At 41.9% G+C, this 26,927-nt stretch carries 33 protein-coding genes, 2 tRNA genes and 2 rRNA genes; 8 read left to right on the top strand and 29 right to left on the bottom strand.

Annotated features, from left to right (window positions below; all coding sequences use genetic code 11):
- Nucleotides 1–12 precede the first annotated feature (12 nt).
- The 14 genes from MHI16_RS03115 to MHI16_RS03050 all read right to left on the bottom strand — a co-directional run bounded on the left by MHI16_RS03115 (nt 13) and on the right by MHI16_RS03050 (nt 7,374).
- Nucleotides 13–216 carry an XtrA/YqaO family protein gene (locus tag MHI16_RS03115; RefSeq protein WP_268467592.1) on the bottom strand — a complete coding sequence of 68 codons (204 nt, stop codon included), beginning with the start codon at nt 214–216 and terminating at the stop codon, nt 13–15.
- Between the two features lie 87 nt (nt 217–303).
- Nucleotides 304–459, bottom strand: a complete 156-nt coding sequence (locus MHI16_RS03110; RefSeq protein WP_162842487.1) for a hypothetical protein — start codon at nt 457–459, stop codon at nt 304–306.
- A gap of 190 nt (nt 460–649) precedes the next feature.
- Entirely contained in the window at nt 650–1,084 is a 435-nt protein-coding gene (locus MHI16_RS03105) for a RusA family crossover junction endodeoxyribonuclease (protein WP_268467593.1), read from the bottom strand.
- A 91-nt stretch (nt 1,085–1,175) separates the two neighbouring features.
- Nucleotides 1,176–1,352: a hypothetical protein gene (locus tag MHI16_RS03100; protein ID WP_322000695.1), complete on the bottom strand. Its 177-nt coding sequence runs from the start codon at nt 1,350–1,352 to the stop codon at nt 1,176–1,178.
- Nucleotides 1,353–2,285 carry a DnaA/Hda family protein gene (locus MHI16_RS03095; RefSeq protein ID WP_322000697.1) on the bottom strand — a complete coding sequence of 311 codons (933 nt, stop codon included), beginning with the start codon at nt 2,283–2,285 and terminating at the stop codon, nt 1,353–1,355. It abuts the gene before it with no gap.
- A complete protein-coding gene (locus tag MHI16_RS03090) occupies nt 2,188–2,829 on the bottom strand; it encodes a DnaD domain protein (RefSeq protein WP_322000698.1) in 642 nt (213 codons plus the stop codon). The genes MHI16_RS03095 and MHI16_RS03090 overlap by 98 nt, the downstream gene beginning before the upstream one ends.
- 161 nt (nt 2,830–2,990) lie before the next feature.
- Nucleotides 2,991–3,830, bottom strand: coding sequence for a recombinase RecT (locus MHI16_RS03085; RefSeq protein WP_322000699.1), 840 nt, complete (start codon nt 3,828–3,830; stop codon nt 2,991–2,993).
- Entirely contained in the window at nt 3,830–4,780 is a 951-nt protein-coding gene (locus tag MHI16_RS03080; protein ID WP_268383855.1) for a lambda-exonuclease family protein, read from the bottom strand. The genes MHI16_RS03085 and MHI16_RS03080 overlap by 1 nt, the downstream gene beginning before the upstream one ends.
- A gap of 2 nt (nt 4,781–4,782) precedes the next feature.
- Nucleotides 4,783–4,962: a hypothetical protein gene (locus tag MHI16_RS03075; protein ID WP_025207059.1), complete on the bottom strand. Its 180-nt coding sequence runs from the start codon at nt 4,960–4,962 to the stop codon at nt 4,783–4,785.
- A gap of 205 nt (nt 4,963–5,167) precedes the next feature.
- Nucleotides 5,168–5,452 carry a YqaH family protein gene (locus MHI16_RS03070; RefSeq protein WP_241503487.1) on the bottom strand — a complete coding sequence of 95 codons (285 nt, stop codon included), beginning with the start codon at nt 5,450–5,452 and terminating at the stop codon, nt 5,168–5,170.
- The gene (locus MHI16_RS03065; protein ID WP_251191596.1) at nt 5,449–6,018 is read right to left on the bottom strand and encodes a helix-turn-helix transcriptional regulator; all 570 of its coding nucleotides are present in this window, start codon (nt 6,016–6,018) and stop codon (nt 5,449–5,451) included. The genes MHI16_RS03070 and MHI16_RS03065 overlap by 4 nt, the downstream gene beginning before the upstream one ends.
- Before the next feature lie 58 nt (nt 6,019–6,076).
- Nucleotides 6,077–6,823 (bottom strand): Rha family transcriptional regulator, encoded by a 747-nt coding sequence (locus tag MHI16_RS03060; RefSeq protein WP_098676746.1) that lies wholly within the window; start codon nt 6,821–6,823, stop codon nt 6,077–6,079.
- Nucleotides 6,820–7,134, bottom strand: a complete 315-nt coding sequence (locus tag MHI16_RS03055) for a hypothetical protein (RefSeq protein ID WP_024720071.1) — start codon at nt 7,132–7,134, stop codon at nt 6,820–6,822. The genes MHI16_RS03060 and MHI16_RS03055 overlap by 4 nt, the downstream gene beginning before the upstream one ends.
- A gap of 12 nt (nt 7,135–7,146) precedes the next feature.
- Entirely contained in the window at nt 7,147–7,374 is a 228-nt protein-coding gene (locus MHI16_RS03050) for a helix-turn-helix domain-containing protein (RefSeq protein ID WP_342498064.1), read from the bottom strand.
- Nucleotides 7,375–7,517: 143 nt separating this feature from the next.
- On the opposite strand from MHI16_RS03050, the gene MHI16_RS03045 reads away from it, so the two are divergent.
- The 4 genes from MHI16_RS03045 to MHI16_RS03030 all read left to right on the top strand — a co-directional run bounded on the left by MHI16_RS03045 (nt 7,518) and on the right by MHI16_RS03030 (nt 11,179).
- The gene (locus MHI16_RS03045; protein WP_024720069.1) at nt 7,518–7,889 is read left to right on the top strand and encodes a helix-turn-helix domain-containing protein; all 372 of its coding nucleotides are present in this window, start codon (nt 7,518–7,520) and stop codon (nt 7,887–7,889) included.
- Nucleotides 7,890–8,133: 244 nt separating this feature from the next.
- Complete coding sequence (locus MHI16_RS03040) at nt 8,134–9,054, top strand: SHOCT domain-containing protein (RefSeq protein WP_322000703.1); 921 nt, start codon at nt 8,134–8,136, stop codon at nt 9,052–9,054.
- Between the two features lie 441 nt (nt 9,055–9,495).
- Nucleotides 9,496–9,975, top strand: a complete 480-nt coding sequence (locus MHI16_RS03035) for an ImmA/IrrE family metallo-endopeptidase (protein WP_322000705.1) — start codon at nt 9,496–9,498, stop codon at nt 9,973–9,975.
- A gap of 4 nt (nt 9,976–9,979) precedes the next feature.
- The gene (locus tag MHI16_RS03030; RefSeq protein ID WP_322000707.1) at nt 9,980–11,179 is read left to right on the top strand and encodes a tyrosine-type recombinase/integrase; all 1,200 of its coding nucleotides are present in this window, start codon (nt 9,980–9,982) and stop codon (nt 11,177–11,179) included.
- Between the two features lie 89 nt (nt 11,180–11,268).
- Here MHI16_RS03030 and groL read toward each other — a convergent pair whose 3' ends face one another.
- Together groL and groES are read right to left on the bottom strand one after the other, a co-directional pair.
- Nucleotides 11,269–12,903, bottom strand: a complete 1,635-nt coding sequence (gene groL / locus MHI16_RS03025) for a chaperonin GroEL (RefSeq protein ID WP_034320371.1) — start codon at nt 12,901–12,903, stop codon at nt 11,269–11,271.
- Nucleotides 12,904–12,958: 55 nt separating this feature from the next.
- Complete coding sequence (groES, locus tag MHI16_RS03020; RefSeq protein ID WP_003214120.1) at nt 12,959–13,243, bottom strand: co-chaperone GroES; 285 nt, start codon at nt 13,241–13,243, stop codon at nt 12,959–12,961.
- A 230-nt stretch (nt 13,244–13,473) separates the two neighbouring features.
- On the opposite strand from groES, the gene MHI16_RS03015 reads away from it, so the two are divergent.
- Genes MHI16_RS03015 through MHI16_RS03005 form a run of 3 tightly spaced genes read left to right on the top strand, consistent with a single transcriptional unit; the run spans nt 13,474 to nt 15,080 of the window.
- Complete coding sequence (locus MHI16_RS03015) at nt 13,474–14,208, top strand: CPBP family intramembrane glutamic endopeptidase (protein ID WP_058015560.1); 735 nt, start codon at nt 13,474–13,476, stop codon at nt 14,206–14,208.
- A complete protein-coding gene (locus MHI16_RS03010) occupies nt 14,205–14,399 on the top strand; it encodes a YdiK family protein (protein ID WP_061406964.1) in 195 nt (64 codons plus the stop codon). The genes MHI16_RS03015 and MHI16_RS03010 overlap by 4 nt, the downstream gene beginning before the upstream one ends.
- 57 nt (nt 14,400–14,456) lie before the next feature.
- The gene (locus MHI16_RS03005) at nt 14,457–15,080 is read left to right on the top strand and encodes an NUDIX domain-containing protein (RefSeq protein ID WP_342498063.1); all 624 of its coding nucleotides are present in this window, start codon (nt 14,457–14,459) and stop codon (nt 15,078–15,080) included.
- 42 nt (nt 15,081–15,122) lie between these two features.
- Here the strand turns inward: MHI16_RS03005 and tatC are convergent, their stop codons facing one another.
- Genes tatC through moaC form a run of 4 tightly spaced genes read right to left on the bottom strand, consistent with a single transcriptional unit; the run spans nt 15,123 to nt 17,261 of the window.
- Nucleotides 15,123–15,887, bottom strand: coding sequence for a twin-arginine translocase subunit TatC (tatC, locus tag MHI16_RS03000; protein WP_268497766.1), 765 nt, complete (start codon nt 15,885–15,887; stop codon nt 15,123–15,125).
- Between the two features lie 6 nt (nt 15,888–15,893).
- Complete coding sequence (locus MHI16_RS02995) at nt 15,894–16,073, bottom strand: twin-arginine translocase TatA/TatE family subunit (RefSeq protein WP_058015564.1); 180 nt, start codon at nt 16,071–16,073, stop codon at nt 15,894–15,896.
- A 27-nt stretch (nt 16,074–16,100) separates the two neighbouring features.
- On the bottom strand, nt 16,101–16,754 hold the full coding sequence (locus MHI16_RS02990; RefSeq protein WP_012009076.1) for a redox-sensing transcriptional repressor Rex: 654 nt from the start codon (nt 16,752–16,754) through the stop codon (nt 16,101–16,103).
- A gap of 15 nt (nt 16,755–16,769) precedes the next feature.
- Complete coding sequence (moaC, locus tag MHI16_RS02985) at nt 16,770–17,261, bottom strand: cyclic pyranopterin monophosphate synthase MoaC (protein WP_058015565.1); 492 nt, start codon at nt 17,259–17,261, stop codon at nt 16,770–16,772.
- 139 nt (nt 17,262–17,400) lie between these two features.
- Here moaC and MHI16_RS02980 point away from each other — a divergent pair, with 139 nt between their 5' ends.
- Entirely contained in the window at nt 17,401–19,323 is a 1,923-nt protein-coding gene (locus MHI16_RS02980; protein WP_058015566.1) for an ABC-F family ATP-binding cassette domain-containing protein, read from the top strand.
- A 270-nt stretch (nt 19,324–19,593) separates the two neighbouring features.
- Here the strand turns inward: MHI16_RS02980 and tsaD are convergent, their stop codons facing one another.
- The 9 genes from tsaD to MHI16_RS02935 all read right to left on the bottom strand — a co-directional run bounded on the left by tsaD (nt 19,594) and on the right by MHI16_RS02935 (nt 26,808).
- Nucleotides 19,594–20,622, bottom strand: coding sequence for a tRNA (adenosine(37)-N6)-threonylcarbamoyltransferase complex transferase subunit TsaD (gene tsaD, locus MHI16_RS02975; RefSeq protein WP_058015567.1), 1,029 nt, complete (start codon nt 20,620–20,622; stop codon nt 19,594–19,596).
- Nucleotides 20,615–21,043, bottom strand: a complete 429-nt coding sequence (gene rimI, locus MHI16_RS02970; protein WP_003214231.1) for a ribosomal protein S18-alanine N-acetyltransferase — start codon at nt 21,041–21,043, stop codon at nt 20,615–20,617. The genes tsaD and rimI overlap by 8 nt, the downstream gene beginning before the upstream one ends.
- Nucleotides 21,044–21,068: 25 nt before the next feature.
- Nucleotides 21,069–21,758: a tRNA (adenosine(37)-N6)-threonylcarbamoyltransferase complex dimerization subunit type 1 TsaB gene (gene tsaB / locus MHI16_RS02965; protein ID WP_058015568.1), complete on the bottom strand. Its 690-nt coding sequence runs from the start codon at nt 21,756–21,758 to the stop codon at nt 21,069–21,071.
- Entirely contained in the window at nt 21,739–22,206 is a 468-nt protein-coding gene (tsaE, locus tag MHI16_RS02960) for a tRNA (adenosine(37)-N6)-threonylcarbamoyltransferase complex ATPase subunit type 1 TsaE (protein WP_058015579.1), read from the bottom strand. Before tsaE ends, tsaB begins: the two co-directional genes overlap by 20 nt.
- A 22-nt stretch (nt 22,207–22,228) precedes the next feature.
- Nucleotides 22,229–23,206 carry a thiamine-phosphate kinase gene (gene thiL / locus MHI16_RS02955; protein ID WP_058015569.1) on the bottom strand — a complete coding sequence of 326 codons (978 nt, stop codon included), beginning with the start codon at nt 23,204–23,206 and terminating at the stop codon, nt 22,229–22,231.
- 275 nt (nt 23,207–23,481) lie between these two features.
- Nucleotides 23,482–23,558, bottom strand: a tRNA-Asp gene (locus MHI16_RS02950).
- Nucleotides 23,559–23,605: 47 nt separating this feature from the next.
- Nucleotides 23,606–23,682: transfer RNA gene (locus MHI16_RS02945), tRNA-Met, on the bottom strand.
- Between the two features lie 18 nt (nt 23,683–23,700).
- A 5S ribosomal RNA gene (rrf, locus tag MHI16_RS02940) occupies nt 23,701–23,816 on the bottom strand.
- Between the two features lie 61 nt (nt 23,817–23,877).
- Nucleotides 23,878–26,808 (bottom strand): 23S ribosomal RNA (locus MHI16_RS02935).
- Nucleotides 26,809–26,927 lie beyond the last annotated feature (119 nt).

The following is a 26,927-nucleotide window of genomic DNA, read 5'->3' as shown; positions in this document are numbered from 1 at the left end:
CTCAACCTCCGATTATTTGATCTTGAATCCTATTTCATGATCGACCCTAGCAAAAGCACCCTTGGCCGTTTGAATGATTGTTTTTCCGTGTTCAGGTGCGTCTGTGATGTGGGCTGTTCCTTCGTTCCCATCAATCACGATTATGCGGACCTTCCCAGGTTCTAAATTCTGATCAATTGTTGTAGCAAAATCCTTTATTTCTTTTGGCTGGTTCATCCGCTCCGCCCCGCTTCCATGTGTTATAATTAAAGTGTGAGATTTAATTAGAGCACTGGAGCAACGGCTTCGGTGTTTTTTTATGCCCTATGCCCATTTATCCATTTGGTATGATGGTGACGGTTTTAGTTCTTCTCGATATACGATAGGATGTTTTGCTAGATATGCCTCAAGCTCTTCTTTGGTCATCTTCCACTCGATGACCGGACCCGCAGCATATGGGTTGTTAGGCTTTCCACTCATGTTTTCCCCCTCCTATTTTCGGTATTTCTGCTCCGCCCATCCTTTTACAATCTGATCCGAAACGGCTTGAGCATTGTTTGAACTGCTTGCAACGTGTCATACAGGCCATAAGCTTATCTTCCTGCCTTACCCACAACGGACGGTCGTCTGCTATTACCACGTTTAACAGTTGGTTTCCCCGCCTTCCTTTTCAGTTCGTCAATTCAGTAATAATAATTTCGACTCTTGGATTTTCGCTGTAGAACTTACAGACTTTCAATTCCACTACTTGACTATCATCCTTGTAAATTAGATTGTTTAATGCGTCTTTAATGCCTTTTGAATAGTTATCAACATCCGGCTTTGTTGTGGGCCTTAGAATTCCTTTTTCAGCACATGCTTTTTGCTTCTTAGAATCTGAAATCTTCTTGGTCATTGGTCTGAATACTCTGATATCCATTGAGACAGGTCCCGTTATGAGTTGATTTGGTTTATGTTGTGAAGCGACTAAAGCCACGTAATGCTTAAAATCTTTTGATTTCTGTGGATCATGCATAACGATTTTTCTTTTTCCAGTATTCCTTGTAGAGGCTCTTGGTCTTCCTTGTGCTACTGGCTCGCCATAAACTGTGAATGCTATTGTCATATTTACCTCCCATCATCCCGCAGCCATTGCAGGAGATTCCTTTCTCTGAATCTAGCAGTGAAAGCGATAGTGATTAGTGCTGCCATCGTCTTCATGCTGTCTTTCCTTCCAACGCCCTTGCTTTCGCCAGCATTTGATCTAACATTTCGATGACTGGCTTTAGGCTCTGCTTACGTCCTGTGGTGTTACATTCAGGACATGGATAGTAGCCTGCCATAAATGAAGTTTCACCTATGATGACCTTCGATCCGTTACATGTTTCACACATTTAAAACGCTCCTTCTAGTCGATGATTCAACTTTATATTCTTCTCAATCGTTACAGTGAAGTTCTTACACATTGAGAAAAGTCGTGTGCCGAATGCTTCATCCATTTGTATGAAGTCCTCAAATGTTAGTTCAGATGAAAGCATGATCGGTTTTTGATGTTGATAACGATAATTAATGATTTCTTGCATTTGCAGAAACGGCCATGTCTTCAGCTCGTCATTTTCATTTGTTCTTGATTTGAATAGATCATCAATAAAAAGCACGTCTATGTTTTTTAAAAGGTCCATCTTCTCTGGTAACTTATCGAAATTTTTTCTAAGATCCGTCATGCCTTCAAGGTACGGAAAATACAGAACGGGAATTTTATATGTTTCAATAAATCCGTTGGCAACAGCTGATAGTAGATGTGTTTTACCGACACCCGACTGACCTAATAAAGCAATGCTGTTTTCATCAGTGTTCTTTATATCTTGAAATGCTTTAGCGTACTCAAAGGCGCATTCCCGCATTTCCTGAATCACTTGAGGTTTTCCAGCTGTTTTAAAACTACTGAATGTCATTTTCTTAAATCGTTCAGATATATTGCTGGCACTCAAAAGTTGCATTTGTATTTTCTGCGCCGCTCTTTCAGCAACACAAGGACACTGGCGGGAAAATGTCGTTTTCCATTCCTTTGCTTCTTGAGGGCTGCATACTTTACCAGCTAGAAAGTCATCTTCACGAACCATTTCATGAGCTGCAAGGTCAAAGCGTTTCCCCTCGTTTTTCATGCGCTCTTCCGTGCTTTTGTGAATCCGATATACGATGATTCCCTTGTCCTTGCACTCATTGCATTCATACGTTTCTTCTGAGCCGTCCTTTGTTGAAGATTGGCGTGACTTTAGATTGGCCTTCATTCTTTGAAACACTTCGTCTAGCGTTGTCTTTGGCATCCTGCTTGCCTCCTTTGTTGATAGGGTTGTACAACACCGCAGACACCCACCCTATTGACTTTTTGTCCTTCTCAACAGCTTCTTTCATGACTTCAATCACTCTAGCTTCTCCATGATCGTCAATCATTTGATTGATCTTTTCAGCATTAATCGGGCTTAATGTTCCACCAAAATGACTTTCAAAAAAAACGAATGGGTTCATTGGCTTGTCCTCCTGTCGTGTTGGTTTTTCTTCTTTTGGCTTTTCAGGTACAGGGCTTGCGGCGTTTTCAAGGCTGATTATGTGGTAGCGTCCAGCTTTCTTTCCTTGCGGGATGTATTCGATTCTCCCTACTTCGACTAGGATCTTTCGATGCTCAAGAACCGTTTTCTCCGAGACATTTAATCGTGCTACTAATGTTGTGTTACTTACGGTAAACCACTCTCGCCAGCTGCAACCGTTGTTTATATCCATCAAGTGAAACCACAGTGCTTGAGTGGTAGGTTTTAATTCTGTTGTTTCGAGAAATCTCATAAAGCCGTTAATTTCTTTCAGGTAGTTCACTTACTCACGCCCTTTCGCATAGAGCTGTCATTCCGTCGATGCGGACAAGCTGTAAATTTGGTTCAGTTCTTTTGATGTAACCCTCGACATAGTTTCGGAACAACTCAGACCTATTGGGTGCCCCTTCTGTCATCCATACATAACAGAAGGGAATAGGCACTCTAATTAAATGGGAGATCGTCATCTTTTATATCAACCGCTTCGCCGTCAAAAGGATCAGCATCATTTGCGCTCGGCTTTTCATCAGCATCAATGATTTCCGTTTCCGGCATTTCATCCGTAATGTCAATTCGTTCACGCTGTTCTTCTCCGTCTTCTTTCAGGGCTGACTGCATTTCAACCGACAAGATGCCCCACTTGCTCAAGATTGCTTTTAATACCGTTTTCAGCGCCATAGCATCCCAATCGTTTTTCCAACCGAAATCGGACTTACTGAAACGCTTTTTATGCTTCTCAACGTCTGCTTTGGTCCAATATGTTGTTTTTCTAAAGCCGTTTAGCAGCTCAAAATATGCGGCATATCCAATGACTGATTCTGATTCACGTTTTTCAAAATCTATTTCAATTTCTTCCGTCAAAGGGTTCCATTTTTGAAGCTCCCCCTCACGAATAGGTATACAGTTGATAAATTTGTATTGTCCTGTTCTTAAAGCAAGCTGGATATAACCTTTGTAGCCTAGTTGAAATTGCGCTTTTCCACCGTAGGGAACAATCCAGGCATAACCCAAGTTCTTATCTACAGGTAAATCAAGCGTTGCTGCTACCATTGCAGATGAAATAACGCTCATTGGCTCCGCTTTTTGAAGCATTTTCTCGCTGTTATATAGACCTAAAATTGACGCTGTGAACTGTGGTGCTCGCTTCCCTAAAACCTCTTCAAAACGGTTCATGACTGTTGGTGAAGAAAGTAGTGATTTTAGTGTTGTTCCTTGTGAAGCGGGTGCCGCTGCGTTATTCTGCCGTTTCTGTATGTTGTTTTTTAATGATTGATTAGTTGCCATCATTCGACCTCCTTGATTGCGAAACGCCTTGATCTCGTTTCTTTTATGACTTTTTGGTAAATATCGGGGAAGTGCTCTTTCAGTTTGTTTGTGTCTACTCTGTTAGAAACAACAGGCTTCCAAGTTGCTTGATACTTCCCGACAAACCCCGTTTCAGCATCTTTCAATTCTTGCTTAATCTGATTCTCAAGCTCTTTCGCTTGCTCTTGTAAAGCCGCAATTTCTGCTTTAAGTCTTAGATAGTGTTGAATGCGCTCTTTATTTGCGCTTGTGAGATCAACAATTTTGGTGCTATCTGATTCAGCATATTTCTTCTTCAAGAACTCTTCTGCTGCGCTCGATCCGTCTAGTGCTGGAGCAACACCTTTTAGCACATGATCATTCCAAAAATTCACGACTGATGAAAAAATCATTTGAATCAGTTCTTCATCACGCTCAACCTCTTTCCACACGAACCGATTACCGCCAATCAGTACAGCGAAGTAACCTTTTTTGTATTCAGGGCCTAAAATCCCTAGATAGTATTGAACCTGAACAATGTAACTGGCGGGAATCTCATCATCTATCCATTCCTTTGCGTTATAGGCAGATGTAGTCTTGCATTCGAGAATGGCTTTTTCTCCAACGATCATCCGATCAATGTTTGCTAGAATCATAGAGTATTCAGGATGCTGTAAAATGGCGTTTTTTTTACGAACCTTTTTGCCGCTCCTAATCTCAAATTCTTTCGCAACAATGTCTTCAAGAATGGTTCCAAAATAGGCTGCGTCGCTTTGCTCATCATCCAGCAAGACTTGCCCTGTCTTTTCAAGCCATAATTCAAATGGTGTTTTCCATTTACTCAAGCCAAGCACGACAGCAGCATCAGACCCACCTATGCCCTTTTGCCGAGAGAGAAGCCATTCTTCTCTCGACATTTCAGCTGTAGATGACAGGACCTTCGCTTGCATGGCTACATACCTACCTTTTGGCGATATGCCGCTTGTCCTAGCTGAATGTATTTTTGTTTTGCTTGAGCGTTCGGGAAACAGAAGACCGGTAAACCTTTTTTATAGTCGATCCAACCGCCTGCTTCCTCCAAACGCTCCTGCGCTTCTCTTCTGTGGTCAAAGCTGATTTGATATTTTGACATCTTGTATACCTCCATTGAATTTTTGTGAAAGATTTGGTATACTGTCGGTACCTAATCGAAGCAGTACACCTTAAAACTCGCTATGCCAAGCGGGTTTTTTTATTTGTCTTCGTCTTCTTCCTCTTCATATCCGTTGCGCTCCGCTTCGTCCTTCCAGTAGTCTTTCGGATAACCAAAGCTATTAATTTGGGTTACCATCGGATGCTCAATATTCAATGATTTCAGTCCTTTCAGTGCGTGTGACAACTTCAAGCCGTACACCGTGTTTTTTCTGTATTTCCTCAGCCGCTTTGATTAAGCGCCCCTTGTTATTCATCCGTACAAGATCCTCGCTAATGTTTCTAATACTGCCAGCCATACTTGCCACTTCTTCGTAATCTCCATCTTTTAGTGCTTGATGAGCAAGGTATAAAAGCTCTTTTACACTGTCAATTTTTGATTCCGCCAGCGGAATATCTTCACTTAAAAACTGTTTTTCAATCATGCTCATGCCAGCACAGCCTCCCTATCCTGTCTTTTGTGCATTGCGACCTCTGCGACAATGGCTTTTTTCGACCATTTTTCCGTCAGGTCTTGTATCTTCAAACCAAACTCTCTCGACATTGAGTACATGAGCGTTTTATTCGCTTGTGTCAGGTCGTATATTTGCTTGATAGCCTGCATCGGAAGCTCGCCAGTTTTCCCTGGCCGGGTATTGTTCAGCCATTCCGCAAGATCATTGATAGCCTTTTGTGCGTCCTTCATTTCCTGCACTAAATTGATCAAGGCCTTATGAGGACTATCATTTAAGGCGGGATCAATTGGCGCGGCTGCCATTGGATGAAGCTTGAATATGAAATGAACAAGGTCAATATGTTCATAGGCACCGCATATCTCAAACCAACGGATACAAATTTCAGGGGAAATAGTGGTAAGACCATTTTCAACGTTTGATACATACTTTTGATTCCTCCCACCTAACAGTTTTCCCATCGCTATTTGTGAAAGTCCTATCTCAAGACGCTTCTTATGCATCATCTTGCATAGGTTCGCTACGTTATAAGGGCTGTTCGCCATATGTTCTCCTCCTGCTTTATACCTTTTGTGGTGCTAAAATATTAATGAAGGGACAGGCTCAGCTGGCCTGCTGTTTTTTCAAACGGTTGATGATGTAAGCTTGTCCCTTTGGCGTGATCTTCATTGTGAGCCATGCTTTCGATGACCCGTTTACTTCTCGGACTCCTTGAGCAATTTCGAAGTAACCACGGTTTACATACTCTTGATAAGGCTCGTTCTTTTGGCTGAAAATCATTTTCCAATCTCGCAGTTTTTGAAATAGTTTTCTTTCGCCTATGATGATGCCTTGCTTCGAAGCCAGCTTCGCAACCTCACGAACTAATAGTGACTTTTCTGAGGCCATACAGCTTTCAGCAAAGTTGACAAGCGGTTCTTGAATTTGCAGTGTTCGTTGTAACTGCTGTTTCTCTTCCTGTTCGGCGATCCATCGCTTTGCACGGCTGACTGGATCTTCAATCATGTAAGATGGTGCATTCATTTCTTGGATGTAGTTTTTCATTTTCTTGAATTCATTGATGAATCGGATTTTCATTTTCATTGCTGCTGGTGTTGTATATGACATAGCAACCAAAGCAAAAGCATCTTCTGTTAAGTTGTATTTGCGGTATTTTCTCTTTCGTTCATTCTCGTAAGTTGACTCCTCAAAGTTGAGGAGTGAAAAATCTGTTTCACCAGCTTGTTTCAACTTTTCGATTTGAACCTCAATGTCTCGTAAAACAAAATCATGTCTTTTATCAAAAACTTTTGAGATCGTGAGGCTGTCTGTAACAACTTGATTTCCTTCAACGAAAACGAGTTCGCTCATGCTGTGACTCCTTTCTTGAAATACTTGGTGTTGTCCTCAACCCATCTTGTGTTGTTCTCAATCCATTTAAATAACATGGCAGTAGGAATCTTTTTCCCGAACTCATGGTTCACAGGGAAATCTGGTCTAGCCATTAATTCAGCCATTTTAGTTGGACCGCATCGTAAAACCTTCATTGCTTCCTCTCTTGTGAGGATTTTTGGAAGCTCGTTAAGCGATGATAGTCTTTCAGTCAGAATCTCTGTTGCACGATCGGCAATCTTGTTGGCAACAGCATCAATGAATTTTTCGTCATACTGCATCGTAAACATTGTCTTTACCTCCTATGCGGTGTTTGATTTTTGTTTCGTTTCGACGACTTCTTCTTCAAAAAAAAGAGTCCAATCAAAATTCAAAGTGTCACCGATTCTTTTTGCAAGAGTTACAGAAGGGTTTCTCTTTCCTAATTCGATATTGGCATAAGCCCCTCTTGTTATACCAATAGATTTTGCGGTACTTTCTTGGCTTCTGTTACCGCGTAATTCAATAAGCCAATGTCTCAATTTTTTCACCTCCAAAATGTTTCTTAACGAATCATTTGACTTAATAATATCGTCATTAAGAAACAATGTCAACAACTTTCTCGTCTTTTTGACACAAAACTTTATTTGTTTCATTTTGACACGTTATAATGATTTTGAAATGAGGTGTTAGTATGTTTAAGGACCGCTTGATACAACTAAGAAAAAACAAAAAATTAACACAAGAACAAATGGCAGAAAAAATTGGTATTCACAGAGGTACTTATGCAAACTATGAAAGAGGTCATCGTCAACCGGATTATGACACTTTACTTAAGATTGCGGATTTCTTTGATGTTACAACCGATTACTTGTTAAGAGGCGAAGAACATTATAAAGAATTAGCAAGTGAAATAAATAAAAGACCTGACACTCGTTATGCTGCCATTGACGGGCATGACTTTGAAGATGATGAAAAAGATGAAATTCTAGTGAATGCTTTAAAACAGATTGACGGTCTTGAAAAAATCATCAAAGAACACCTTGAGAAAAAAAATAAAGGTTAATTATTCTTAAACAAAAGTTTTGCAAGTCAGATTATATCTTTTAATTATTTATATATATTATTTAGTTTAGTTTAATTAATGCTGAAGGTTCTGCTGTAAAAATTACAGTAATACCTACAATTGAACGACCATTCAACTGTAAAAATTACAGTAGAGTCTACAATCATTTTTTCTCAACTGAAGGTTGTGCTGTAATTTTTACAGTAAAACTTTTCTTTATTTGGCTTGCTTGGAGGGTGATTATATGGCTTCACTTCTGGAAAATGGGGAAATTTATAACTGTCAATTCAAGAAGAAAATGAAAGCATCAAAAAACTTCATTAAAATTTATGAAGCAGCAACAAGTTATTTAAATGAAAAAGACGAATCAATCCATGAGGTAGTTTTTGGTGTTTTAAAAGGTGAATCTTCATGGGGTCTATTTATTGCTACAGACAAAGCGCTTTATCACATTAATTTAAAAAAGAAAATAACAACCGTTAAACAGTGGATATACAGTGAGCTGCTAGATATAAGTTTTAATCACAAACCACTAATAGGAAGTAAAATCAGTTTTAGAACATCAAGTGAAGATTTGAATGTTAATTCTATAACTGAGGGTGATCCACAGAGTTTCACCGATTTTGTTACTAGCAAAATCACTGGTAATCTCGAAGAATATAATGAAAAACAAGCAAAATTAAAAAGTGACATAAAAGAGTTCTATTTTAAGACATCTAAAACAAGGGTTATAATAGATGGCAATTATGTCAGAGTCGATAAAAAAGGTGCAATTAATGCAATTACTAGAGGTTTTAGTGGTGAAAAATCTTATAGAATTGACAAACTATCAGGCATACAAATAAAAAAGCCTGGTTTAGTTACAACTGGTTATTTTCAGTTTTTAACCGCAGCAGCTAACGAAACTGGCGGTTTGTGGAACGCGATACAAGATGATAATTCATTCACGTTTAGCCCCCTAGAATTAGCGATGGCAGAGGAATTAAAAGAATCTATTGAAACCGAACAAAGTAATCAAATTATACAAAAGCAAATTCAGCCAATGAATTCCGAAAAAATTTCAGTTGCGGATGAGCTTAAAAAATTCAAAGAACTTTTGGATATGGATGCAATTACTTCGGAAGAATACAATCAAAAGAAAAAAGAATTACTTAACTTGAAGTAGACTGGATTTTATTATTGATTCTCGCTGTTGATTTTATCCTAATATTGAAATATTATTAAATAAATAGCTTATACAAATAATGGTTTCTGATAGGATTAAGTGATGGGAGAATGATTAATGTTTGGTTTCCTTTTACAATTTTTCTTTTTGATTATCGGAGCAGCCTTCTGGATCTATCATCAATCTCTTTACAGACCAGACATAAGAGAAAACATTGTCCTTCTAATTATCATCATAAGTTTCACAGCGATCTCCTTTTTTAAAGACATTGAATGGAAAAAAGCTGAATAAGCCCTTAAACACTGGGCTATTTTTTAGAACAAAAAACAGAACACACGTTCTTTTTTGTGATTGGAAAATAAGTCGTCATCCTCAATTATTTTTTTCTAAACCATATTTTTATCCAGTGTTAATGCAGTAAATTTGGAGGGGATGCTTCACATGATAAACACATATACTCAAAGCCATTTAGAAGACTGGATCGAAAGGTTTTTAAGAGGTAAACAGATTACTTCTCCATCAGACTTAGAACTAATAGAACTATGCCGAAAAATGAATATTTTCATCGTGCAACATGAAAAACGAACCTGTATGACTGAGATATGCGGTGTCTATGTTGTAAGCATTGATAGTAGGTCAGATCCATTTCAACAAAGATGTGAATTGGCGCATGAACTATGGCACATTTTGATTGAAGGCGGCAACAATGCCGCAATGCCACTTCAATGGAAGCAATACCAAGAGTACAAGGCCAATTATTTTTCATATCATTTCTGCATTCCAACATTCATGCTGAAAAATTTAAGCCTACCCGCTGACCAAAACAAAGCAGCGCTACTTGTCGCCGATATTTTCAAAGTTACTTGTGAATTTGCTAAGCATAGACTTAAAATTTACTTTAACAAACTGTCTAGGAGGTAAAACGATGCATTTCAAAGAGTTAGTCAAGGGTAAAAAATGGCTCGCTGTTGGAGATGGCCCGCCTGATCCCGTTACCGGTAAACGTAAACAAATACCCAGAAGAGGGAAAACAAAAAAAGAAGCAGAACAAAGAGTTCTGAAAGCAATTGCAGCATTAGAAGAAGACGGAATTGATGAATCTGTTGTAAAAAAGATGACGTTTGAAAAGCTGGCTGCTGATTGGATTCGTGATTATACCCTTACCACTGGCAACAAGAAAGGCACCATTAGGATTAGAACAAAAGAAATTAAGATTCTCAACCGATATATTGCCAAAACAAACATTGCAAAGATCACAACAAGAAAGTACCAAAAAATATTAAATGATCTAACGGAACAAGGTTATGCTCGGAATACAATAAGTGGGGTCCATACTACAGCAGGGCTGATTTTTAAATATGCCATACAACAAAAGTTATTGAAACATAGCCCAACTGAAGGCGCTGTCGTTCCCAAAAAACGTTTAACTGTAGAAGATATCGAAAATAACCCGATTGAAGAAAAGTATTTTGAAAAAGAGGAACTTGAAGAATTCCTTTTGACTGTGAAAGAATTTGGATTAGATATGGATCTTGAAAGATTTTATTTACTCGCTTTTTCCGGAATGCGTTCAGGTGAATTATGTGCCTTAAAATGGACCGATATCAATTTTGAAACCAAGGAAATTCGTATAACCAAAACCATATACTCAGAAACTAACAACATGAAAGAGTATGAGTTGGTACCACCTAAAACAGCCGGCTCAGTCCGTACAATCGAAGTAGAAGGTCAGATCATGGACATGCTAAAGGAATATCAAATGCGGCAGAAAAAAAGAAGGCTTCAGTCACGCATAAAGCCAGAGGAATACCATGATGGAAATTTTGTTTTTGCGAGAGAAAATGGATATCCATTCCTGCCTAAAAATATCATTGTCCGTATGGAAAGGTTACTCGAGAAAACATCTATTAAGAAGCATGCAACACCTCATATTTTCAGACACACACATATCAGCATGTTGACCGAAGCCCGGGTAGACATTACAACGATCATGAAAAGAGTTGGTCATGATGATATGAAAACTACAATGAGAATTTACACACACGTTACTGAAAAAATGAAAGAGGATGCTTCGCAAAAAGTCCAGAAGACTTTCGGAAACATCCTCAATATCGGGATTTCATAAAGAAATGTTATCAAAATGTTATTTTTTTGAGCATTTCAGATGAAATCAACGGTCAAACCCTTGGTATATCAAGGATTTCCGCCGTTTGATTACATCATTCCACCCATACCGCCCATGCCGCCCATATCCGGCATTCCGCCGCCTGAGCCGCCTTCTTCTGGTTTGTCAGCAACGACTGCTTCAGTTGTTAGAAGCATTGCTGCAACAGAAGCTGCGTTTTGAAGTGCAGAGCGAGTTACTTTTGTTGGGTCAACGATTCCTTTTTCGATCATGTTTACCCATTCGTTTGTTGCTGCGTTGAAGCCTACACCAATTTCTTCGTTTTTCAAGCGCTCAACGATGACTGATCCTTCAAGACCTGCGTTGTGAGCGATTTGACGGATTGGCTCTTCAAGAGAACGTAGAACGATGTTTACACCTGTTTGAACGTCACCATCTGCTTCGATTGAAGCGACTTTTTTGTATACATTCACAAGTGCTGTACCACCACCGGATACGATACCTTCTTCAACTGCTGCACGAGTTGAGTTCAAGGCATCCTCGATACGTAGTTTACGCTCTTTTAGTTCTGTTTCAGTTGCAGCACCAACTTTGATGACAGCGACGCCACCAGCTAGTTTTGCAAGACGTTCTTGTAATTTTTCTTTATCGAATTCAGAAGTTGTTTCTTCAACTTGCGCACGGATTTGGTTGACGCGTGCTGCGATTTGAGCAGAATCTCCTGAGCCTTCTACGATCGTTGTGTTTTCTTTAGTCACAACGACTTTAGACGCGCGGCCAAGCTGACCGATTTCAGTTGATTTTAGGTCAAGTCCTAGGTCTTCTGTGATTAACTCTCCGCCAGTTAGAACAGAGATATCTTCAAGCATTGCTTTACGACGGTCACCGAATCCAGGTGCTTTTACTGCCACTGCGTTGAATGTTCCACGAAGTTTGTTCACAACAAGTGTTGCAAGTGCTTCGCCTTCTACATCTTCAGCAATGATCAACAATGGTTTTCCTTGTTGTACAACTTGCTCAAGTACAGGAAGGATTTCTTGAATGTTTGTGATCTTTTTATCCGTGATTAAGATGTAAGGATTTTCAAGAACTGCTTCCATCTTATCAGAATCCGTCACCATGTATGGTGAAGCATATCCGCGGTCAAACTGCATTCCTTCAACCACTTCAAGCTCAGTTGTGAACCCTTTAGATTCTTCGATTGTGATCACGCCGTCGTTACCTACACGCTCCATTGCTTCCGCGATTAGGCTTCCAACTTCTTCATCTGCTGCAGAAATAGACGCAACTTGAGCAATTGATTCTTTGCCTTCGATTGGTTTAGAAATCTCGTGCAAGCCTTCAAGTGCTACTTTCACTGCTTCTTCGATCCCTTTACGAACGCCAACAGGGTTTGCACCAGCTGTTACGTTTTTAAGACCTTCACGGATCATCGCTTGAGCTAGAACTGTTGCAGTCGTTGTACCGTCACCAGCTACGTCGTTTGTTTTGCTTGCAACTTCAGCCACAAGTTTTGCACCCATGTTTTCAAATGCATCTTCTAATTCGATTTCTTTTGCAATCGTTACACCATCATTTGTGATAAGTGGAGAACCGAATTTTTTCTCAAGAACCACGTTACGTCCTTTAGGTCCTAAAGTTACTTTTACAGCATCTGCAAGTGCATCTACACCACGTAACATCGCGCGACGTGCTTCTTCACTGAACTTAATATCTTTTGCCATAATAACGAAACCTCCTCAGTCTTTTTAAAAATGTATCTCAATGTTTTTTATGTGATTAACCAATAACAGCTAAAATGTCGCTCTCACGAAGGATTAAATATTCTTTGCCTTCATATTTCACTTCAGTGCCTGCATATTTTGAGAAGATAATGCGGTCGCCTGTGTTTACTTCTAACGCAACGCGCTCACCACTTTCAAGTACACGGCCTGAACCTGCTGCAACAATTTTACCTTCTTGCGGTTTTTCTTTTGCAGAATCCGGTAACACAATACCGCTAGCGGTTTTTTCCTCAGATTCAACGAGTTCAATGATTACGCGATCGCCTAATGGCTTTAACATAAGAAACAACCTCCTCAATTTTTATATGTAGTCTTTTTTTAGCACTCATCACCAGTGAGTGCTAACACATTTATTATAATAAAGAATGTCTTCTGTAATTTCAAGTAAAAACCTTTAAAAATTTTTACGCTTTCATGATCTTTTTTCAACTCAGATTCTTTCCTTTTCATCGAAAAAGAAGACTTGTGTTACAATAAATCTAGTTCTTTTAGTAAAGGGGTTTTCGTTACTTGAAAAAACAATATTGGTACATCATCTTAACGTATATATTGGTGCAGGTTTCTGCGTTTCCGTATGTGTTCATTATGAAGTGGTTAGGTTACATTCAGACACCGATGACACAAGCAGAGCTCTCTAAATTGTCAGGTACATGGACAATCATCAGCTTCTGTGTCGGATTAATCATTATTCTGCTCATCCTTCGGACTGTACCAAGAGCTTCACTTCGAAATGAAGCACCGGTTTCAGTCGGCGCGGCAATCGTTTGGATCATTGTCGGTTTCTTTCTTTCCCTCTTAGCACAATCAATTGCGGGGGCGATTGAACAATATGCATTTGGCATTGGCCGAGAATCCGAAAATACTCAAAACATTTTAGCCATTATGGATGCAGTTCCATGGCTTGTGATCGTCATCGCCCTGATTGGACCGATATTAGAGGAAATTATTTTTCGAAAAATCATCTTTGGTGTGGTTTATGAAAAAACGAATTTTTTCATTGGAGCACTTGTCAGTTCAGTGGTTTTCGCTGCTGTACACAATGATTTTCCCCACATCTTGCTCTATACCGCAATGGGCTTTACCTTTGCCTTTTTATATGCGAAAACAAAACGAATCATTGTTCCAATCGGTGCTCATATGCTGATGAACTCGCTCGTTATTCTTGTGCAGATTGAGCCAGTAAGAAAAATGATTGAAGAACAATCTCAAACAATGCAAATGATTATTGGAGGCTTTTTCTCATGAGAAACCCTGTTATATGGGGCATCATTTATTTTGCCGTAGGTGTGGCTTTCACCTATATGGCCATTCAAAATCCAGGTGACATGTGGTCATTTTACAGCATTTTGCTGATGGTGTTTGCGGCCTATAATATCAATATCGCGCTTAAAATGTTTGCCTTCTCTGTCAAACTCAAAAAACAGCAGCAAAAATAAATCAAAAACCATTTTCCGTACGTGGGAAATGGTTTTTTTATGGGGGGACAAGTTTTCATGGAACAAGAAAAACTGAACATCTTAAATGAGCAGCATGAAACGATTGGAGTCGCTGCTCGATCAGATATCCACGCCCAAGGCCTTTGGCATGAAACCTTTCATTTCTGGCTTCTCAAAAAGGAACATGACACCATGTATCTCTATTTTCAGCTAAGAAGTCCCGCCAAAAAGGATTTCCCTTCTCTTTTTGATATCACCGCAGCAGGTCACCTTCTTGCAAATGAACAGCCTTCTGACGGTATGAGAGAGGTAGAAGAAGAGATTGGTTTTACTATACCTTTTGAGGATTTGACCTTTGCAGGAGTTATACAGGATGAAATCCATCTACCCGATTTGACTGATCGTGAATTTTGCCATGTCTATCTTTACGTCCATCAAGAAGAGCAGATGAACATTCAATTACAAAAAGAAGAAGTCGCTGGACTTTACAGAGCAAAGCTAATGGATGCACAGCAGCTTTTCACAAGAAAATGTGAAAACATGCAGCTGGAGGGCTTTGAAATTGATGAAACCGGAGAACGATGTGAGGAAAGCAGAGTAGTCTGTATACAAGATTTTGTACCGCATAAGCCTTCCTATTATCAGCATCTATTTCAAGCGATCAATCAATTCCTTTCATAATAGAAAAAGCATCGTGACCCTTATTTGGATCACGATGCTTTTTTATGAGACATCATAACTTTCTTTCTCCTCTGTCTCTGTTTGCTGCATTTTGCGATAGGTCACTCTCGAAATGACGATACTCACTTCGTATAAAACGAGCAGCGGCAAGGTAACCATGAGGTGAGAAACGATCTCTGGCGGTGTAATGAGTGCGGCAATGACAAGGAGGACAAAATAGGCATACTTCCGTATTTTTGATAAAAACATCGGTGTGATGATGCCAAGTCTTGTGAGAAACATCAACACGACGGGCATCTGAAACAAAAAGCCAAATGGAAGTGTTAACTGCATCAGAAATGTAAAATACTCATGAATCCCAATCACTTGCTCTACATTTAAATCATTCGACATCCGCATCAGAAAATCGACGACAAACGGAAACAAAATAAAATAAGAGAAAGCCACACCGCTCAAAAATAAAAGCAGTGCAATCGGAATATAAGCAAGTGTCACCTTTCTTTCTTTTTCATATAAGCCAGGACTCACAAACGCCCACAGCTGATACAAAATCACGGGACACGTCAAAATCAAAGCAATGACAAATGCGAACTGCATAAACACGTACAGCGGATCTGTGAGCTTAAATGCATTTAGTGTCAGTGTGGCCGCTTCATCGGTATTTTGTAAATACACAATGACCGGCTTAGCAAGAAAAAAACCAGCCACCATAAAGGCGACAAAAAACATCGCAATGATCACTAAACGTTTTCGCAGTTCCACAATATGCTCCATAAGCGGCATATCTTTGACATTCATGAAGCTCATCCTATTCTACTGATCTTCTTTTTTCTTACTTTCTTCCTGATCATCAGCTAAACCCTTTGTGGCATTTTTGAATTCACGTAATGTATCTCCTGCTGCTCTTCCTAATTGAGGAAGCTTTTTCGGCCCAAAAATAATGAGCGCAACAATCGCAATCAGAACCAAACTTCCAGGACCAATCGGACCCATTTGCTCCACCCCCTTTACCCCTTTTCGTCAATCCTCCTGTGTAATAGAGTAATGCTTTAAGAAATACACAAGAGACTGAAGTTCAACCGCCAAATCTATATGATGAATTCGAATGTGTTCCGGCACATTCAATCGGGCCGGCGTAAAATTAAGGATCCCTTTGATGCCAAGGGCAATCAAACGATCTGTAATGGGTTGAGCTGCTACGGCAGGTACTGTCAAAATGGCAACAGGAATATCTCCTACCTCTTGAACATGCTCTTCAAGCTTATCCAAATCATAGACAGGCACGCCGCCTATCTCACTTCCTATTTTACTCTCATTGACATCAAAAGCCATTGAAATTTTTGTATTATTGTTTTTGATGAAATTATAGTGTAAAAATGCAGTCCCTAAATTCCCGACACCGATGAGCATGACATTGGTCATTTCATCTTGGTCAAGTGTTTTTCTAAAGAAGGTCAAAAGGTAATCGACATTATAGCCATACCCTTTCTTCCCAAGTGCACCAAAGTACGAAAAATCTCGGCGAATGGTAGCAGAATCCACTTTGACTGCATCACTAAGCTCTGCTGATGACACCCTTTGTTTTCCTGATGCATGCAGATTTTTTAAAAAACGGTAATATAGCGGCAAACGTTTGGCTGTCGCTTGTGGAATTTTTGACTGATCTATATTCATATAAGGTCCTCCAACTTAAATATCAGATGCTCTGTGAAAATCACCGTTTTTCCCGCCTGTCTTTTCAATTAAATAGGTAGGACCGATGATCATGCCTTTATCAATCGCTTTGCACATGTCGTAAACAGTCAGTGCACATACTGAAGCAGAAGTGAGCGCTTCCATCTCCACACCCGTACTTCCTTTTGTTTTCACTTGTACTTGTATGTTCAGAATGTGCGCATTTCCGTCTTCCTCCCAATCAAAGGAGATATCCACACCTTTTAGTGCAAGCGGATGACACATTGGAATGATGGTAGATGTTTGCTTTGCTGCCATGATGCCAGCAACCTGTGCAACAGACAGCACATCCCCTTTTCCAATTTCACGTTGCTCTATTTTATGAAACACTTCTTTTATCATACGAACACTTGAAACAGCAACAGCGGTTCTCACGGTAGACGATTTTTCACTAATGTCGACCATCTTTGCTCTTCCTTGTTCGTTAAAGTGGCTAAATTGACTCATCTTTTCAACGCTCCCTCACTCAAATGATACACTATTTTTTCCTATCTGTCTTTCATTTGAATATGGCGATTGTATGTATCATTTGCTGGTTTACTGCTGATAAGCTACACTTAACATATTATAGCAGAGGTGAAGTTACATGATGATTCTACAAGTGAATCAGCTGTCCAAATCGTTTGGTGCTGATACCGTTTTAACGAATATAAAATTGGAAGTCAAAGCAAGGGATCGGATTGCCATTGTAGGTCGTAACGGCGCAGGCAAATCCACCCTTTTGAAAATCATCGCCGGTCAATTGTCTTACGAGCAAGGTGAGATCATCAAACCGAAGGACCTATCGATTGGCTATTTAGCACAGCATACCGATGTGACGTCTACACGTACGTTAAAAGACGAATTATTATCGGTTTTTGATCATTTGAAAAAGATGGAACAAGAGATGAGAACCATCGAGGAGAAAATGGCTTCCTCCACAAGTTCGGAGCTGGATTCCCTCATGAAAACCTATGACAGGCTACAGCAGGAATTTAAAGATCAAGGCGGCTATCAATACGAAGCAGACGTCCGCTCCATTCTTCATGGACTCGGCTTTAGTCACTTTGAAGATGAGACAACCGTTCAATCCTTAAGCGGCGGCCAGAAAACCCGTCTAGCACTTGGAAAGCTCTTATTAATGAAACCGGAGCTCTTAATTCTGGACGAGCCGACAAACCATTTAGATATTGATACCTTATCATGGCTGGAGCATTATTTGCAAAATTATACAGGCGCCATTCTGATCGTGTCCCATGACCGCTACTTCTTAGACAAAGTGGTGAACCATGTATATGAAGTCTCAAGAACTGCCATGAAAAAGTTTGCAGGCAACTATAGTAAGTATCTTGATCTGAAAGCTGAGCAGCTAGAGCGCGATATGAAACTTTACGAAAAGCAGCAAGAAGAAATCTCAAAACTTCAAGATTTCGTAGATCGCAACCTAGCAAGAGCCTCAACCACAAAGCGCGCTCAGAGCAGACGCAAGCAGCTGGAACGGTTGGATCGTATAGATAAGCCATTAGGTGATGAAAAATCGGCAAACTTTCATTTTGATATTGCGAGACAAAGCGGCAATGATGTGCTGAAGGTACATGATCTCGACATTCGTTATGATGAAAAAACACCGCTTCTATCCTCTCTTTCTTTTCAGATCAAACGAGAGGATAGCGTAGCACTCATTGGTCCTAATGGAATCGGGAAATCAACCCTTTTAAAAACGTTAACGAACACATTAAAGCCTGTAAAAGGCGACATCACCTTTGGATCTCATGTCACAATCGGCTACTATGACCAAGAACAAGCCAAACTGACATCCTCCAAAAAAGTGCTCAATGAGCTTTGGGATGACTATCCTCATATGAATGAAAAAGAAATTCGGACATGTTTAGGGAACTTCCTCTTTTCCGGTGACGACGTCTTAAAGCCCGTTCATGCATTAAGCGGTGGAGAAAAAGCGCGCCTTGCCCTCGCAAAGCTGATGCTCCAAAAAGCCAATTTCCTGATACTTGATGAGCCTACGAACCATTTGGACTTAGATAGTAAGGAAATTCTAGAAAATGCACTGATTGATTATCCAGGAACCATCTTATTTGTCTCGCATGACCGTTATTTTATCAACCGTCTGGCAACGAAAGTATTCGAGCTGTCGCCAACAGAAACAAAAGAGTATCTCGGTGATTATGACTACTACCTTGAAAAGAAAAATGAACAATTAGAGCTTGAGGCGATTCAAGAAAATGAGGCGCTTAAAAAACAAGCAGCAAAGCCCGTTGAAACGGCAAAGCTTTCTTATGCGGAAGAAAAAGAACTGAAAAAGAAAGAAAGACAAAAGCAGCGCAGAATCGAGGAAATTGAAGAGCGGATTGCTAACATTGAAGCGAAGCTTGGTGAAAATGAAGAGCTTCTATGTGATCCTGCCATTTTTCAAGATCACGAGAAGGTCCAAAACATTCAAACAGAAAATGATACGCTTCATCAAGAGCTGGAATCCCTTTTCGCAGAGTGGGAAGAGCTATCCGAATCTTAAAGAGTGCCCTAATGGGTGCTCTTTTTTCTTTTAGTGAAAATTTATTATCCACATTAGTATCCACAATAATTTCTTTATTATTCTTTTAAAAATTGGACTTATCCACTTTATCCACAGAGATTTAATCACATATCCACATGAAAGACCGTGTTTGTGCACATCCACTTCATTTTAAAACGAAATTTTCTAATAATTGTGGATATATCACGTTTACATGTGAATAAATCACTTTCATTAAAAATGAAAAAACCTGTGTATCCACAGGAGTTTTCATTCATATGAGACAAGCGGTAAGCCCGGCTGGCCATTCATTGCCATATCGCCTCTTATACCTTTTTCAAACGCAATGGTTCCAGCAGCAGCGATCATGGCTGCATTGTCTGTGCAAAGAGATAACGGTGGAATGATGACCTTCACGTCAGGAAGTTTTGTGAATGCTGTCGTTAAGGCTTCTCTCAGTCCTTTATTGGCAGCGACTCCACCAGCTAGGACAACCTGCTTGACGCCATAGGCCTCAGCCGCTTTTAATGTTTTCCCAACAAGCACCTCAATGACACTTGCTTGAAAGCTTGCTGCCAAATTCTCTGGAGCAATTGTTTCTCCTTTTTGAGATGCGTTGTGTAGTGTGTTAATAACAGCTGATTTTAATCCACTAAAGCTAAAGTGGTAGGAACCTTCTTCAAGCCATGCACGAGGAAGCTTAATCGTTGGCTCTCCTTCATGTGCTAACCGATCAATATGAGGTCCGCCTGGATACGGAAGACCCATCGTCCGGGCCACTTTATCGTAAGCTTCTCCAGCCGCATCATCTAATGTTTCTCCGATCACCTCAAAAGAGCCGTGCTCTTTCATTAGTACAAGCTCAGTATGTCCACCAGAGACAACAAGAGCTAAGCACGGAAACTGCAATTCATCTACAAGTTGGTTTGCATAAATATGCCCCGCAATATGATGGACACCAACAACAGGAATTTGATGGGCAAAGCTCAGTGCCTTGGCTGCATTGACACCGATCAGAAGGGCACCGACTAAGCCTGGTCCTTCTGTAACAGCAATGGCATCTAAATCCTGAAAGCTCATATTGGCCTGTGCCATTACTTCTTCTAACACGATGGTGACTTGCTCCACGTGATGCCTTGAAGCAATTTCTGGCACAACTCCGCCAAACCGTTTATGGCTTTCTATTTGCGACGCGACCACATTCGCTACTATTTCTTTTCCATTTTTCACAATAGATGCAGCTGTTTCATCACAGCTTGTCTCTATACCTAATATGAATCGATCTGTTTGTTCATTCATTTATATTCACCCACATAACCAATGCATCTTCTCCATTATCCGTATAATAATTCTTTCGAATAGAAGCTGGTCTGAAACCAAGCTTTTCATAAAGGGATTGTGCAGGTGTATTTGAAACCCGCACCTCTAAAGAAAGATGATCTGTCTTTTTTTCTTTACAAAACTCCATGACATATCGCAGCAATGCTTCCCCGTAACCCTTTCCTCTATGCTCAGGGAGAATCGCAATGTTCGTAATTTGTGCATCGTCCATGACGATCCAGACCCCGCAATACCCAACAGGCTGCTCATCTTCTTCAATGAGGAAATAATGGCTGTACTGGTTATGAAGAATCTCATAGACAAATGATTCTTTTTTCCAAGGGGCAGTAAACGAATGCACTTCAATCGTATACACCTCTGGAATGTCCGCTACCGTCATTTTTCGAATCTCGGTTATGTTGAGATTATTTTTGTCCTTCAAGCCATTTCACTTCCGCTTCTGCCATACGAATATAGTTAGGAACAAGCTGATGGACATCTTCAGCAGGACGATCTGCCCCTAAAAACGCAAGCATTGAAGGTCTTGGGTTATGAAAAGCTCCCTCTGCTATCACAGCCGTTTCTCCTAAAATGGAGCGAATGCTCTCTTCATGAAGATGCACATCCTGTCCAAGGAATAGGACAGGCTTTCCTGTCTGCTTCAGCTCATAAAGCCAATCCGTGAGCAAGATATTTTGGTCTTGTTTGATCTCTTGGATCTTTCCTTCTTCAAACGTATATAGCCCAGTATAAACTTGTCCTCTTCTCGCATCAAATAGTGGTGAGATCCATCCATCAAAGTATTGACCATTTGCCGCAAGTGTTTCTAAACTCGAAACAGCCGATATCGGGATAGACAGCGTCCATGCGAGTGTTTTTGCAATGGTCACACCGATTCGAACACCAGTGTAGGAACCAGGTCCTTTCGCTACAACAATTTTACTTAGCTCACTTGGGGCTACACCACATTCTTTCATCAATGCCTCAACAGTCGGCATTGCTCGGACGGAATGGTTCTTTTTTAAATACGTAATGCTCTCACCAATCACTGTGGAATTTTTGACAAGGGCAATTCCTAGTGTATGGTTTGACGTATCAATTGCCAGTATGGTCAAATTCTTTCATCTCCTTACAAAGGGCCTCATAGCGGTCCCCTTTTGCACTAAACGTGAGATGACGTTCTTCTTCACGTTCTGTTCTTAGCATTTCTATTTTCAAATAGGAGGAAGGCAATTGAGGCCCAATGAGATGTGCCCACTCAACCAAGCATACACCTTCGCCCTCAAAATATTCTTCGAGCCCGATATCTTCTTCCGCATCTTCCATGCGGTACACATCCATATGATAAAGTGGCAGTCTGCCATCGGTATATTCTTTAATAATCGTAAAGGTAGGGCTGTTGACGATACGGGTAATCCCTAAGCCTTCTGCAAAACCTTTTGAAAAAGTCGTTTTGCCTGCGCCTAAATCCCCTTCTAATGTCAAAACATCGCCTGGCATCACAAGTTTGGCCAATGCAGCGGCAATTCGTTTCGTCTCATCCGCACCTTTTGTCGTCCACATTAATTTCACTGTGGTTGTCACCTCATTTCTTAAAATGATTATATCCTTTTTTCGTTAACATTGTTTGCTGTTCATTGTCTTTTAATAGAACGCTTGCTGTTTGGCCACCTTTGACTTGTCCAATACGGGTGATGTAAATGTGTTCTTTTCTGCATTGCATTTCAAAGCTTTCCCAATCAGCCTCTGGAATCGTACCAGTTAATACAAAGTCTTCCCCGCCAAATAACACCCATTCCAGCCAGTCTTTACGCAGCACTGGTAAATCTGGATGTATGGGGAGCTTGTTTGTTTCTATTTCTATCGTCACATGACTCGCTTCGGCTATCTCATTCAGCTCACTCGCTAATCCATCACTCACATCATTCAAGGCGACCCTCGGGAAGCTTGAGCAAATGAGACCAGCAGCAATGTGTGGCTGAGGCTTTTTATGACGCTCAAGAAAAAAGGCTGTGTCGACTGCCTTGGAAGGGGCTACTTCGTTCATTAAAAGTGATAAGCCCGCAGCTGATGAACCCAGCTCACCTGTCACAAAGACGACGTCTCCTGTCTGAGCACTGTGACGATAACAAGCTTTTCCCTTTGGTACTTCGCCAATGACCGTTACTGTAATGACAAAGTCACTGCGAGTGGCCACCGTATCTCCACCAATCAAATCCATTTGATAAGTATCAGCGAGTGCTTTCATTCCCTCGTAAAGAGCTGAAACGACCGTCTCATCACCATGAGGCGGAATCGCAATTGATACAAGATAATACTTTGGGGTTCCTCCCATTGCGGCGATATCACTGACATTGACCGCTAGTGCTTTAAAGCCAATCTCAAAAGGTGTGGAAAAATCAAAGCGAAAATGGACATGCTCCACCATTGTATCAACACAAACGACCTCTTCACAATGTGAATGAGGTTGATAAACACTTGCATCATCTCCGATGCCCATAATTAAAGAACGCTGATGTGTTTCTTTTGGTGTAATTCGGCGAATAAGATCAAATTCATCCATAAAAAGACAGCCCCTTCATGCAATCAATTGATTGAATAGACACGATGTCAGACATAATTAATATTAGTGTAAGCCAATATGAGTTTCAGTTTCAATTAAAAATGATATAAAGAAAGCCTGGTATGAAAAAACCAGGCTGGGTTGAAGTGATCTATCTTTTTTTTACATAACGTGTAGCCAAACACAAACCCATTCAATGTATCTTGGATACGTATGAAAAGAAAAAGACATAAAAAAAAACGAAACTATACGTTTTCGTTTACAAGTCATAAAAATGGCGGTCCGGACGGGACTCGAACCCGCGACCTCCTGCGTGACAGGCAGGCATTCTAACCAACTGAACTACCGGACCATTTTGGTTGCACTCAATGAGCACTCCCATTGGTATATAAAATAATTTGGTTGCGGGGGCAGGATTTGAACCTGCGACCTTCGGGTTATGAGCCCGACGAGCTACCGAACTGCTCCACCCCGCGACGATATAAATTTAACAAGCTTGGCGGCGTCCTACTCTCACAGGGGGAGACCCCCAACTACCATCGGCGCTGAAGAGCTTAACTTCCGTGTTCGGTATGGGAACGGGTGTGACCTCTTCGCTATCGCCACCAAACCTGATGGAGAGAATGTTCTCTCAAAACTAGATAACAATGTTCAAACTTCACAATAGAATATAGGTTAAGTCCTCGATCTATTAGTATCTGTCAGCTCCACGTGTCACCACGCTTCCACCTCAGACCTATCAACCTGATCATCTTTCAGGGATCTTACTTCCTTGCGGAATGGGAAATCTCATCTTGAGGGGGGCTTCATGCTTAGATGCTTTCAGCACTTATCCCGTCCGCACATAGCTACCCAGCGATGCCCTTGGCAGAACAACTGGTACACCAGCGGTGCGTCCATCCCGGTCCTCTCGTACTAAGGACAGCTCCTCTCAAATTTCCTGCGCCCGCGACGGATAGGGACCGAACTGTCTCACGACGTTCTGAACCCAGCTCGCGTACCGCTTTAATGGGCGAACAGCCCAACCCTTGGGACCGACTACAGCCCCAGGATGCGATGAGCCGACATCGAGGTGCCAAACCTCCCCGTCGATGTGGACTCTTGGGGGAGATAAGCCTGTTATCCCCGGGGTAGCTTTTATCCGTTGAGCGATGGCCCTTCCATGCGGAACCACCGGATCACTAAGCCCGACTTTCGTCCCTGCTCGACTTGTAGGTCTCGCAGTCAAGCTCCCTTGTGCCTTTACACTCTGCGAATGATTTCCAACCATTCTGAGGGAACCTTTGGGCGCCTCCGTTACATTTTAGGAGGCGACCGCCCCAGTCAAACTGCCCACCTGACACTGTCTCCCTGCCCGATAAGGGCAGCGGGTTAGAAGGTCAATACAGCCAGGGTAGTATCCCACCGATGCCTCCACCGAAGCTAGCGCTCCGGTTTCCAAGGCTCCTACCTATCCTGTACAAGCTGTACCAACATTCAATATCAGGCTGCAGTAAAGCTCCACGGGGTCTTTCCGTCCTGTCGCGGGTAACCTGCATCTTCACAGGTACTATAATTTCACCGAGTCTCTCGTTGAGACAGTGCCCAGATCGTTGCGCCTTTCGTGCGGGTCGGAACTTACCCGACAAGGAATTTCGCTACCTTAGGACCGTTATAGTTACGGCCGCCGTTTACTGGGGCTTCAATTCGCACCTTCGCTTACGCTAAGCGCTCCTCTTAACCTTCCAGCACCGGGCAGGCGTCAGCCCCTATACTTCGCCTTACGGCTTCGCAGAGACCTGTGTTTTTGCTAAACAGTCGCCTGGGCCTATTCACTGCGGCTTCTCGGGGCTTTAACACCCTAAGAAGCACCCCTTCTCCCGAAGTTACGGGGTCATTTTGCCGAGTTCCTTAACGAGAGTTCTCTCGATCACCTTAGGATTCTCTCCTCGCCTACCTGTGTCGGTTTGCGGTACGGGCACCTCTCACCTCGCTAGAGGCTTTTCTTGGCAGTGTGGAATCAGGAACTTCGCTACTAAATTTCGCTCGCCATCACAGCTCAGCCTTCACGGGAAACGGATTTGCCTATTTCCCAGCCTAACTGCTTGGACGCGGATATCCAATACCGCGCTTACCCTATCCTCCTGCGTCCCCCCATTGCTCAAATGGTGAGGAGGTGGTACAGGAATATCAACCTGTTGTCCATCGCCTACGCCTTTCGGCCTCGGCTTAGGTCCCGACTAACCCTGAGCGGACGAGCCTTCCTCAGGAAACCTTAGGCATTCGGTGGACGGGATTCTCACCCGTCTTTCGCTACTCATACCGGCATTCTCACTTCTAAGCGCTCCACCAGTCCTTCCGGTCTGACTTCACAGCACTTAGAACGCTCTCCTACCACTGTTCGTAAGAACAGTCCGCAGCTTCGGTGATACGTTTAGCCCCGGTACATTTTCGGCGCAGAGTCACTCGACCAGTGAGCTATTACGCACTCTTTAAATGGTGGCTGCTTCTAAGCCAACATCCTGGTTGTCTAAGCAACTCCACATCCTTTTCCACTTAACGTATACTTTGGGACCTTAGCTGGCGGTCTGGGCTGTTTCCCTTTCGACTACGGATCTTATCACTCGCAGTCTGACTCCCAAGGATAAGTCATCGGCATTCGGAGTTTGACTGAATTCGGTAACCCGGTAGGGGCCCCTAGTCCAATCAGTGCTCTACCTCCGAGACTCTTACCTTGAGGCTAGCCCTAAAGCTATTTCGGAGAGAACCAGCTATCTCCAGGTTCGATTGGCATTTCACCCCTACCCACACCTCATCCCCGCACTTTTCAACGTGCGTGGGTTCGGGCCTCCATTCAGTGTTACCTGAACTTCACCCTGGACATGGGTAGATCACCTGGTTTCGGGTCTACGACCACGTACTCATGCGCCCTATTCAGACTCGCTTTCGCTGCGGCTCCGCATCTTCTGCTTAACCTTGCACGGGATCGTAACTCGCCGGTTCATTCTACAAAAGGCACGCCATCACCCTTTAACGGGCTCTGACTACTTGTAGGCACACGGTTTCAGGATCTATTTCACTCCCCTTCCGGGGTGCTTTTCACCTTTCCCTCACGGTACTGGTTCACTATCGGTCACTAGGGAGTATTTAGCCTTGGGAGATGGTCCTCCCGGATTCCGACGGAATTTCACGTGTTCCGCCGTACTCAGGATCCACTCTGGAGAGAACAACATTTCAGTTACAGGGCTGTTACCTTCTTTGGCGGGCCTTTCCAGACCTCTTCGCTTATATCGTTCCTTTGTAACTCCGTATAGAGTGTCCTACAACCCCAAGAGGCAAGCCTCTTGGTTTGGGCTGTTCCCGTTTCGCTCGCCGCTACTCAGGGAATCGCATTTGCTTTCTCTTCCTCCGGGTACTTAGATGTTTCAGTTCCCCGGGTATGCCTTCTCATACTCTATGTATTCAAGTATGGATACTACTCCATTACGAGCAGTGGGTTTCCCCATTCGGAAATCTCCGGATCAAAGCTTGCTTACAGCTCCCCGAAGCATATCGGTGTTCGTCCCGTCCTTCATCGGCTCCTAGTGCCAAGGCATCCACCGTGCGCCCTTTCTAACTTAACCATTTCTTACTTTAGAAAGAATCACTATGTGTGATGAACTTTGCATTGCATTCAATGTGAATGTATTACTTATTGTTATCTAGTTTTCAAAGAACAATCCTGTCTCGCTAGAGACATGTC

Origin of the sequence: Bacillus sp. FSL K6-0923 (genome assembly GCF_038630825.1) — a bacterium.
Taxonomy (GTDB): Bacteria; Bacillota; Bacilli; order Bacillales; family Bacillaceae; genus Bacillus; species Bacillus pumilus.
The sequence above is the reverse complement of the archived record's forward strand: the minus strand, read 5'-3'. Positions and strand labels throughout refer to the sequence as shown.